At 61.1% G+C, this 10,097-nt stretch carries 8 protein-coding genes and 2 pseudogenes; 2 read left to right on the top strand and 8 right to left on the bottom strand.

All coding sequences use genetic code 11. From position 1 onward, the window contains the following. Window positions 1-522: 522 nt before the first annotated feature. A pseudogene (locus ACK59H_RS22085) lies at window positions 523-765 on the bottom strand (IS30 family transposase); the annotation flags it as partial. A gap of 123 nt (window positions 766-888) precedes the next feature. Between ACK59H_RS22085 and ACK59H_RS22090 the strand changes: the two are divergent. After that, window positions 889-1,413, top strand: a complete 525-nt coding sequence (locus tag ACK59H_RS22090) for a hypothetical protein (RefSeq protein WP_060480058.1) — start codon at window positions 889-891, stop codon at window positions 1,411-1,413. 414 nt (window positions 1,414-1,827) lie between these two features. Here ACK59H_RS22090 and ACK59H_RS22095 read toward each other — a convergent pair. Next, window positions 1,828-2,226, bottom strand: a pseudogene (locus tag ACK59H_RS22095) (alpha/beta hydrolase fold domain-containing protein); the annotation flags it as partial. A 118-nt stretch (window positions 2,227-2,344) separates the two neighbouring features. Between ACK59H_RS22095 and ACK59H_RS22100 the strand changes: the two are divergent. Continuing rightward, window positions 2,345-3,229 carry a LysR family transcriptional regulator gene (locus ACK59H_RS22100; protein WP_060480056.1) on the top strand — a complete coding sequence of 295 codons (885 nt, stop codon included), beginning with the start codon at window positions 2,345-2,347 and terminating at the stop codon, window positions 3,227-3,229. A 23-nt stretch (window positions 3,230-3,252) separates the two neighbouring features. Here the strand turns inward: ACK59H_RS22100 and ACK59H_RS22105 are convergent, their stop codons facing one another. From ACK59H_RS22105 to purU, 6 genes are read right to left on the bottom strand one after another with little or no spacing between them, the layout of a single operon-like run. Next, complete coding sequence (locus ACK59H_RS22105) at window positions 3,253-3,858, bottom strand: sarcosine oxidase (protein ID WP_060480055.1); 606 nt, start codon at window positions 3,856-3,858, stop codon at window positions 3,253-3,255. Between the two features lie 3 nt (window positions 3,859-3,861). After that, window positions 3,862-6,765, bottom strand: coding sequence for a 2Fe-2S iron-sulfur cluster-binding protein (locus ACK59H_RS22110; RefSeq protein ID WP_060480054.1), 2,904 nt, complete (start codon window positions 6,763-6,765; stop codon window positions 3,862-3,864). Continuing rightward, window positions 6,762-7,067 carry a sarcosine oxidase subunit delta gene (locus ACK59H_RS22115; RefSeq protein ID WP_060480053.1) on the bottom strand — a complete coding sequence of 102 codons (306 nt, stop codon included), beginning with the start codon at window positions 7,065-7,067 and terminating at the stop codon, window positions 6,762-6,764. Before ACK59H_RS22115 ends, ACK59H_RS22110 begins: the two co-directional genes overlap by 4 nt. A gap of 12 nt (window positions 7,068-7,079) precedes the next feature. Then, window positions 7,080-8,321, bottom strand: coding sequence for an FAD-dependent oxidoreductase (locus ACK59H_RS22120; protein ID WP_060480052.1), 1,242 nt, complete (start codon window positions 8,319-8,321; stop codon window positions 7,080-7,082). After that, entirely contained in the window at window positions 8,303-9,214 is a 912-nt protein-coding gene (gene folD, locus ACK59H_RS22125; protein ID WP_060480051.1) for a bifunctional methylenetetrahydrofolate dehydrogenase/methenyltetrahydrofolate cyclohydrolase FolD, read from the bottom strand. The genes ACK59H_RS22120 and folD overlap by 19 nt, the downstream gene beginning before the upstream one ends. Then, a complete protein-coding gene (gene purU, locus ACK59H_RS22130; RefSeq protein WP_060480050.1) occupies window positions 9,211-10,077 on the bottom strand; it encodes a formyltetrahydrofolate deformylase in 867 nt (288 codons plus the stop codon). Before purU ends, folD begins: the two co-directional genes overlap by 4 nt. Window positions 10,078-10,097: the final 20 nt, after the last annotated feature.

Here is a 10,097-nt window from a genome sequence, read left to right on the forward strand (position 1 = left end):
AACAACGGCAACACCATTGTAGAAATCGTTAAGTATTAAACCGCACTCAACTCGGTGCCTGCTTGATCTCTCGCATCGAGTTGCCCCTACTCCGACACCCAAAATAGATATGACGCCCTTCAGATAGAAGCTATATATCATTACTGACTTGTGAAATCTGAATCCATCAGGCACCTTTGAATTTGGTAGTCACGGTAATCAGCCAGAGAAGTAAGGCCGCCCACAACTCCTCTAACCATACGCAACGATCGAATCAGGACGAACAGCAAGCGACTACTCGGACGCAATGCTATACGTCGGCCGCGGTACCTATATTGATTTCGATCTCGCTGGAGTTCACGCCGATAACCTCCAACTTCTACTCTTTGACGCACGTAGCCGCCAGTGTTGCGTCTACGCCGATCAGATCGGGACAGGATTGCAAGCGGTCCAATCATGTATGCCCGCCGCATGGTCGGGACTCAGTACGGCGGCCTCAGGTTCCAACTGCAACAGATAATTGATGAAGTCGAGCCGGTTGGTCGACAGTAATTGCAGATGATCTGTCAACACCTCAACAGGGAATTTCCAGACCAATGTCTGACGAGGCCGGGTGTTGAGCAAGTCGGCAATCTCGTCCAGCTCCTGGCTTACCAGCGACAAGTCGGTGCCCTTGGGCAAGTACTGCCGGAGCAGACCGTTCGTGTTCTCGTTGCTGCGTCTTTGCCAAGGACCGTGCGGATCAGCGAAGTAGATCTCCATTCCTGTGCGCGCTGCCAGCTCCGCACACACCTGGCCATCGGCAATGGCTCGCAGTGAGGGGCCTTGCATACGCATGATCATTAACGTTCCGCGCTCTTCGATGGTAAGTGGGTGTAGTCATGCAGCACCTTACCGCGGGCGTTGCACTTGGTCACCGAGATCGCCGAGCAAATCCTAGATGGCATACAAATCGAACTAAACGTCATCCGTCTCACCCATGTGTTTGGTGAGGCCGCGGACATAATTAATGCAGGGATTAGCTTTGCCAGAGGCGACCATACTGGAGCGGTGCTATCTCTTGTGGCAGCCTTACCATTAGCAGGCTGGTTCGCGACCACTGGCAAAGTCGTGCGCCGAGCAAACAAAGCAACTAATTCTACCGCAAGAGCTTCATCGAGAAGCGGAGCCAAGATAAAGGAAATTGCCAAAACAAAGAAGCGCAATCAACTCAAGAAAAATCATAAGTCAGGAAAGCGACGAGGGAAAGAGGTAGAAAAAGAGCTCGCAGATGAGGGGCACGTAGTCATAGGCACACAGGTGTCAGCCAAGACACCGCTATCCAGAAGGGTTATTGACATACTTATTAAAGATGGCAAGACTGGAAAGATTCGAGCAAATAGCCTGCTAGATAACCGCTATAAAGAATGGGATGCCGGCAACGAATTCACATGACGAAAGAAAACTGGTCTGACTATGCGCAGTCTGCATGGGGGAGCACAGAAGTTCCAAATTACCTGCATATTTTCAGAGTGCATTGGCTATATCTGGTCTCGGCAAATCTCCCACAGGTGCCCACCCCGCAGAGGGTGGGCGCAAAAATGAAATTCAACGAAAGCGCATATAACTTATCCAGGCGAGGTGCACTTCACCTGAAGATTTCAAAGCATTTTCTGCGTATTCAAAAAGGCGAATGCTGACCTCTATGTATTTAATTTTTTCAGGGCTTGTGCTTTCATTTGTCTGGGTGACTGTTTTTAAATGGTAGCGCCTAGATGAAGGCGGTGGCGGATTGTGCGCTGGTGTGTAACGTGGATAGGCAGTGGGAAAACCGAAGAAGTCATCTATGAGGCGTTGTAGGATTGATATTAAGGCTGGTGTTTGGAATAGCACCGTTACCGCCATTTTGCCGGCCACAGCCAGGCGTTTATCGTCGACACCGATCGCCTTGCCGTACACGGCCACCCACTGGGTCGCGGCATAGGCATGGATTGACCGCCTTAGGCGACGGTCTGTAGACCACTTACTCCGCCACAGCGCCAGAGCCGACCACAAGGCCGCGGATCAACCACTGGTGGGTTCGGAAGTGGCTGAGCACCCAGCCCCGTCTTGGAGGAATACGGACACCGGCAGTTCTCCGTTGACCTCAATGCCGGAAAGGTCGACCTTCAAGCAAGCCTGAGCACCGGTCAGCACGGTGCGGGTGTTCTTCGGGTTGAGCTGTTCCAGCGGCTTGCCGCCACCTTGCGCCAAAGCTTCGAGGGAGGCCTAGGTGCTGCTCGTCTTTCTGGCCTCGGGGGGGATCGCGACCTGTACGGTAATCAAGAAGATGCGCCTGTAAGGAAAAGCCGCTATAAAGCGTTTGACTGTCACCTAGAGCGAGACAATGAACCCCTACGAAGACATGCGCATTTTTGCCCAAGTCATGGAAGCCGGCAGTTTCACCGCCGCCGCCGAGCGCCTGGGCATGTCCAAGCAATCGGTCAGCCGCCGTTTGATGCAGCTCGAAGAGCGCCTTGGCGTGCGCCTGCTCAACCGCTCGACCCGACGCCTGGACGCCACGCCCCTGGGCCAGCATTACTACCAGTCGGCGCTGCGCCTGCTGGGAGAGGTGCAGCAGGTGGAGCACGACATCAGCGGCCAGGCCCAGGCCTTGCGCGGCACCTTGCGCCTGAGTGCGCCACTGTCGTTCGCCATGGCGCACCTGGGCTGCGTGCTGACCGAGTTTCTGCAGGTGCATGGGCAGGTGGATGTCGAGGTGGACCTAAGCGATCGCCCGGTGGATCTGATTGGCGAGGGTTATGACTTGGCGCTGCGCATTGGCGCGCTGGAGGACTCCAGCCTGATCGCCCAGCGCATTGGCGCTGTGCAGCGGGTGTACTGTGCCAGCCCGGCGTACCTTGAAGTACGTGGTGTGCCGACCAAGCCGCAGGCGCTTGCCGAACATGATTGTCTGCCCTATGGGCACTCGCGGCAGGTGCAGTGGCAGTTCTACAACGCCGGCAAAGCGCAAACGCTGCAGGTGACCGGCCGGATGCGAGCAAATAACGGCGAATTGCTCAGGGATGCGGCGATTGCCGGGATGGGGGTCACCTATCTGCCGACCTTCATCGTCGGGCAGGCGCTGGCGGACGGGCGCTTGGTGACCGTGCTGGATGAGTGGGTACCGCCGGCATTACAGCTGTCGGCGGTGTATCCACAGCACCGGCAGGTGGCGCGGCCGGTGCAGGGGTTTGTGCGCTTTTTGCGCGAGCGGCTGACACACCTGTGATACCGCGAAGCGGACAGCGCAGGCTAAAGCATCAGTTCATCCAAACCGACCCACCCGCCATCGAACTCACCCATGGCATCGAGTATCGCCTCTTGGAAATACGCCAGTGACGGCCGGTCGAACAGCAACTGAATTGCTGGCCGTTCAGCACTGCCGACATTCACCACGATCACATTGATCCGCGCCGCCGAAGTCTGCGCCACGGCACCGAACGCAAATGCCTGCAAACGCAGGTCGACCCCGCACAACTTGGCCATCACGGCGCTGCCGTGCTCCCCCGACAGCTGCAGCCAGGCATGGCTGTCTTGGCGTGGCAGCAGGTAGTTGCGCCTGGCATCCTGCTGCCAGGCCTGCTCAAGGGCAGCGACGCGCGCGCCCTGGTCGGCCATGCTGCCCAGCAACAGGTACTCGCTGGCAGACAGACGCACCACCCAACTGCCATCGCCCTGGCGCAGTGCCAGGTTGGGCCGCGCAGGCAAGTCGTAGCCATGGGCTTGCAGGTACGTCGCGCTGTCCGCGCCGCGCAACCCAACGCGCGCCAGCTCGGTCAGGTCGGCCAGGGCACAGGTGTTCAACAGCTCGGCAGAGCGGCTGGGCACCTTCAAAGCTTCAGTGTTCAAGCTGGTCATGGGTCAGAGTTCCTGGCGCAGGTTGTCGGGATCGTGGAAGGGCAGTTGCACCACTGTGGCATTGACCATCAGTGCGCCTTCCACCCGGATAGGGATGCGCATGCCCGGCGTCGCCTGATGGGCTCCGGCGTAGGCCAGGCCGATAATCTGCCCAAGAGTCTGGGAATACTCGCAGGAGGTGACGTTGCCGCTGATGTCAGGGCCGTCCAGTACCAGGTGGCCTTCCAAGGGCTGCGGGCTGCCCTTGGGCAAGGTGAAGCCGACCAGCTTACGCTTGAGTGGCTGCGCTTCAAGGATCTGGATCGAGCGCTTGCCGACGAAGAAGGGCTTCTTGCGCCCGATCGCCCACTGCATGTCGATTTCAGCCGGGTGGGTCATGCCGTCGGTATCCTGGCCGATGATTACGTGGCCTTTTTCAAGGCGCAACAGGCGCTGGGTTTCGACGCCGAAGGGCCTAATGCCCAGCCCGCTGCCTGCTTGCATCAGGGCGTCCCAAAGGCGCTCGGCGTGGCGTGCCGGCACGTGTACCTCATAACCCAATTCACCGACGAAGCCGACCCGCAGAATGCGCGCCGTGATGCCCGCCACTGTGCCAGTTCGCACGCCCAGGTACGGGAATGCTTGGGCCGACAGGTCGACATCAGTGCACACTTTTGCCAGCACCTGGCGCGACAGCGGCCCAGCCAGGTTCACAGCAGCCAGTGCGGCAGTGACGTTGGTGATATCCACATCAAGGCGCCACTGCGCGTTCCATTTGAGCATCTGCTGGTAGATGCGGTCGACGCCACTGGTGGTGGCCGTGACATAGAAGTGCTGCTCGGCCAGGCGCGCACAGACCCCATCATCGATCACCACGCCATGCTCATTGGTCATCAGTGCATAACGGGTGCGACCGATCGCCAGCTTGGCGAAACCGAAGGTGTACAGGCGCTCTAGCAACTCGGCGGCATCCGGGCCGCGCACGTCCAAACCGCCGAGGGTCGACACATCGATCAGGCCGACCTTTTCGCGCACATGGCGGGCCTCTTCCTGCATGCAGCGTTCGCGGTCTTGTGCCTTGCCGTAGTAGGCCGGGCGCTGCCAGATGCCGGCGGGCATCATGTTCGCGCCCGCCTGCAGATGCCGACGGTGCATCGGTGTCTGCCGGTACGGGTCGAACGCGCGGCCAGCCACGTGTGCCAGCTTCTCTGCCTGGAACGGCGGCCTGGCGGTGGTCACCCCGGTTTCACTGATGCTGCGGCCAGTGGCCTGGGCCACCAGGCGTGCGGTGGGCAGTGCCGAGTGACGGCCCTGGGACGGGCCCATGCCAACGGTGGAGAAGCGCTTGACCAACTGCACGTCGCGGTAGCCGCTGCGTGTTGCATTGACGATATCGCGTACCTGCAGGTCTTCGTCGAAATCGACGAAGTCCTTGCCTTTGGGGTGCGGGAAAATAGGCCAGGGGAAATTGACTTTGGCTTCGGCCACATAGTCCGGTTGTGTCGCAGTTTGCAGCCCCAGTGCCGCAAGCGCCTGCCCGGCGCTGCGCGCGGCGTCGGTGAGCACATTGGCCAGGTGGTGGTGGCCGTTCAGCGATCCTGCGATATCCAAACCTTCGGGCAGTTGGCTGATGGTGAACTCGTCACGCTCCACGTCGTAGGCCAGCTTGCCGCCGGCCTGGCACAGCAGCTGGTACACCGGCATGTAGCCGGCGGACATGCACAGCAGGTCGCAGGCCACGCGCAAGCCGTGCTCGCCGACCTTGCCTTGGCCTGTGATCGGGCGAATGTCTACGCCGGTGACGTGGCGCATGCCTGAGGCGTGCAGCGCCTCATAGACGGTGCTGCCCAGGTGCAAGGGAATGTCCCGGCGTTTGAGCTCGCTGCCCAGCGCTGGGTCCGCGGGTGCGGCGCGCATGTCGACCACGGCGGCGACGGCCACCCCTTGTTCCTGCAAATCGAGTGCAGCCAGGTAGCCGTCATCGTGACCGGTGAGGACCACTGCACGCTGCCCGGGCTTGACGGCGTAGAGCTTCATCAGCCGTTGTGCGGCACTGGTCAGCATCACCCCAGGCAGGTCGTTGTTGCGAAACACCACGGGCTGGTCGAAGGACCCGGCTGCCACGACGCAACGCTTGGCCCGTACTTTGTACAGGCGCTTGTGGCGGATGACCGGCAAGTAGTTGTCGGTAAACCAGCCATTGCAGGTGGCCTCGCACAGCACCTCAATGTTCGCCTGCCCCTGCACGGCGGCCAGCAGTTCATGGCGCACGGTGGCGGCGCGGGTGCCGGCGATGTCGAAGCGGGCGTAGGTCAGCGAGCCCCCTAGCACCGGCTGTTGCTCGATCAGCAACACCTTGGCCCCGCCATTGGCGGCATCCAGGGCCGCGCGCAGGCCGGCCGGGCCGGCCCCGATGACGGCGACATCGACGAATAGATAGGCCTTGTCGTAATAATGCGGCTTGAACCCCAGATTCAGCACCCCCAGCCCAGCTTTCTTGCGAATCAAAGGCTCCCAGACCTTCCACATCCCTTTGGGCTTGTAGAACGAGCGGTAGTAGAAGCCCACCGGCATGAAGCGCGAAAACTTGCCCAGGTAAGCGTCGCGATCGTGCTCCAGGCTTGCGTTGAAGTTCTGCCCGGCAACCACCAGGCCGTCTTCGGCGGCCTGCATGTCGGCCAGCACATTAGGCTCATCGGGGAGCTGCACGAGGGTGTTGGCATCTTGGCCGGCCATGCTCAGTGGACCGCGGGGGCGGTGATACTTGAACGAACGTGACAGTAGCCAGCGGCCGTTGCCCAACAGCGCGCTGGCAATGGTGTCACCGGCAAACCCTTGATATGGCTGGCCGTCGAATTCGAAACGCAGGGGCAAGTTGCGGTCGATCAACAGGCCCATGGGCACGGGGAGGCGAGTGTGGTTGTTCATCCGGTGATCTCCGGGGTAACGACAGAGGCGAAGTCGACGCGGCGGTCGAACAGCGTTTGCGGATCGAAGGTGCGCAGCACCTGGTCGGTGACGGTGTGGCGTTCGGCCAGGAACCAGTAGCTGGAGGCATTGTGCAGCCACCATTCCACGACCACGCCGGCCAGGTTGTCGCTGTTGAATACGTAGTCGGCCCATTGCCCATCGGTGCAGCTTGCAGGGTCAGGCATCGCCTTGTACTCGCCGCCATAGGTGAACTCGCTGATGTTGCGCGGGCCGTTCAAGGGGCAGGTCAGGATCTTCATCGTCGGGTGCTCCTAGTGGCTGGCCGCAGTGGCGCCCATTTCGTTGACTTGTTGGAAGCGGCTGAAGCGTTCCAGGGCAAACGGCGCGATCATCTCCGGCACCTTACCGCCACTGGCCACCAGCTCGGCCATGGTCTTGCCGCAGATGGGCGTGGCCTTGAACCCCCAGGTACCCCAACCGGCGTCCAGGTAGTAGTTGTCCACCGGTGACAAGCCCATGATCGGGCTGTAATCGGGAGTCATGTCGGTCATCCCGGCCCACTGGCGCATCAGCTTGGCGTTGGCCATGAACGGGAACATTTCGATGGCGTGGGCCAGCAGGCTTTCCTTAAGGTCGAGGGTCGAGCGGGTGTTGTACAGCGGGTAGGGGTCGGAGCCGCCGCCGAAAACGATTTCGCCCCGGCTGGTCTGTTGCACGTAGCAGTGCAGCGCCGATGAGCTCACCAATGGGTCAAGGAATGGCTTGAACGGTTGAGTGACCATGGCCTGCAGTGGGTAGGTATGGATCGGCGCACGGATGCCGGCCTTGGCCATCAATAGCGAACTGGCACCGGCCACGGCCTGCACCACACAGCCGCACTGCACGGTACCGCGGTTGGTCTTCAGCGCTTCGATCCGGCCATGGCGGATGACCAAGTCCTGGACTTCGGTGAGCTGATGAATCTGCACCCCGCGCTTGGCCGCTTGCTTGGCATAGCCCCACGCCACCGCATCGTGTCGAGCAGTGGCGCCGTCCATGTGCCAAAGCCCTGCGAGCACCGGTAGGTGCCCAGGGTCCAGGTTCAGGCTCGGTACCAGCTCGCGGATCTGCTGGCGATCGATCATTTCGCTGCGCCCGCCGAAGTGCTTGTTGACCTCGGCGCGCTGGCGGAACGCGCGCACCGTGGCGTCGGTGTGCGCCAGGGTCAGCTGCCCACGCTCGGAGTACATGATGTTGAAATCGAACTCGTTGGACAGGTCCTGGAACATCCGCACCGATTCTGCGTAGAACCGCACCCCTTCGGATGTCAGGTAGTTCGAGCGGATCACCGCGGTATTGCGCGCGGTGTTGCCGCCGCCCAAGTAGGCTTTTTCCAACACGGCGATGTTGGTCACGCCGTGGTATTTGGCCAGGTAGTAGGCGATGGCCAGGCCATGGCCGCCGCCACCGATGATCACCACGTCATAGCGCGGCTTGAGATCGCACGGTGGCGGCAGGTCGACCTCCACCGGGTAGTCGGCGCTCAGGCCGTACTTCAGCAGGGCGAAAGGCATGAGGTGCGCTCCTGGTGGGCGGCCTGTTGTTGCAGGTCGAGGGCAAGCAGTGTGTTTTTCATCAGGTAGGCGATGGTCATTGGGCCGACCCCGCCGGGTACTGGGGTGATGGCGGCCACTTGCGACAGCGCGGCGGCAAGGTCGACGTCACCGACCAGACGACTTTGGCCGGCTTCTTCAATGCGGTTGATGCCGACATCAATGACTACCGCCCCTGGCTTGAGCCAATCGGCACCGATCAAGCGTGGCTTGCCCACTGCGGCGACGACGATGTCGGCCTGGCGGCACAACGCCGGCAGATCGTGGCTGCGTGAGTGCACCATGGTCACCGTACAGTCGGCCTGAAGCAGCAGCGCAGCCATGGGTTTGCCGACGATGTTCGAGCGGCCGACCACCACCGCATGCTTGCCGCGCAGCTCGCCACAGGCATCGCGCAGCAAGCGCATGCAGCCACTGGGCGTACAGGGCGTCAGCACATCGCGGCCCTGGGCCAGGCCCCCGACATTGGCGCTGTGAAAGCCGTCCACGTCCTTCAATGGGTCGATGGCCTGGAGGACGCGGTGTTCGTCAATATGCGCAGGTAATGGCAACTGCACGAGAATGCCGTTGATTTGCCTGTCCCGGTTGAGGCGCTCGATCAGGGCCAGCAAATGGGCCTGGGAAGTATCGCCGGGCAGGCGGTGTTCCAGGGAGCGAATGCCGACTTCCTCGGCCCGTAGCACCTTGTTGCGAACATAGACCTGGCTGGCTGCGTCGCAGCCGACCAATACCACCGCAAGGGCGGGCTGTACGCCTGCTTGACGCAACGCCTGCACCTGCTCGCCGACCTCGGCCAGCACCCGTTTCGCTGTCGCCTTGCCGTCTATCAGCTTGATGCTGGGGATGGCGTTCATTTGAAGATCACCGTGCGGTCGTGGTTCAGGAACACCCGATGCTCAAGGTGGTACTTGACCGCCCGTGACAAAGCGATGGTCTCGGTGTCGCGGCCGATGGCCACAAGGTCGTCGGGAGCGTAGGCGTGGTCTACGCGCTGCACTTCTTGCTCGATGATCGGGCCCTCGTCCAAGTCACTGGTGACGTAGTGGGCAGTGGCGCCAATCAGCTTGACCCCGCGCTGATAGGCTTGGTGATACGGCTTGGCACCTTTGAAACCTGGCAGGAACGAGTGGTGGATATTGATCGCGCGGCCCGACAGCTGCCGGCACAAGTCATCGGAGAGGATTTGCATGTAGCGCGCCAGCACCACCAGTTCTGTACCTGTGTCCTCGACAATGCGCATCAGTGCCGCTTCCTGCTCGGCCTTGGTCTCTTTGCTTACGGGCAGGTAGACGAAGCGAATACCCTGACGCTCGGCCATCGGACGCAGGTCCAGGTGGTTGGACACCACGGCGGTAATCTGCATGTCCAGCTCGCCCTTGGCGTGCCGGTAGAGCAGGTCTGCCAGGCAGTGGTCGAACTTGCTGACCATCAACAGTACCCGCAACGGCCGGGCGCTGCTGTGCAGGCTCCAGTCCATGGCGAAACGTTGCGCCACATCGGCAAACCCTGCTTCCAGTTGCGGCGTATCCCCCTGGACGTTGGTGTTGTAGCGGAACACCGCGCGCATGAAGAAACGCCCATTGTCCTCGTCGTCGAACTGCGCCATCTCGCTGATGTAGCAACCGTGCTCGGCCAGGTAAGTGGTTACCGCGGCGACGATTCCGGACACGGCCGGGCAACTGACGCGCAGGATGAAATGATCAGGAGCGGGGTGCATGTGGGGTAGGCCTCGTGATG

Origin of the sequence: Pseudomonas sp. KCJK9000 (genome assembly GCF_046230725.1) — a bacterium.
Lineage (GTDB): Bacteria > Pseudomonadota > Gammaproteobacteria > Pseudomonadales > Pseudomonadaceae > Aquipseudomonas > Aquipseudomonas promysalinigenes.

Excerpts from the sequence above, each read along its gene's own strand:
- ACK59H_RS22110 (WP_060480054.1), bottom strand. The coding sequence starts at position 6,765 with ATGAACAACCACACTCGCCTCCCCGTGCCCATGGGCCTGTTGATCGAC.
- ACK59H_RS22100 (WP_060480056.1), top strand. The coding sequence starts at position 2,345 with ATGAACCCCTACGAAGACATGCGCATTTTTGCCCAAGTCATGGAAGCC.
- ACK59H_RS22115 (WP_060480053.1), bottom strand. The coding sequence starts at position 7,067 with ATGAAGATCCTGACCTGCCCCTTGAACGGCCCGCGCAACATCAGCGAG.
- purU (WP_060480050.1), bottom strand. The coding sequence starts at position 10,077 with ATGCACCCCGCTCCTGATCATTTCATCCTGCGCGTCAGTTGCCCGGCC.
- ACK59H_RS22120 (WP_060480052.1), bottom strand. The coding sequence starts at position 8,321 with ATGCCTTTCGCCCTGCTGAAGTACGGCCTGAGCGCCGACTACCCGGTG.
- ACK59H_RS22105 (WP_060480055.1), bottom strand. The coding sequence starts at position 3,858 with ATGACCAGCTTGAACACTGAAGCTTTGAAGGTGCCCAGCCGCTCTGCC.
- folD (WP_060480051.1), bottom strand. The coding sequence starts at position 9,214 with ATGAACGCCATCCCCAGCATCAAGCTGATAGACGGCAAGGCGACAGCG.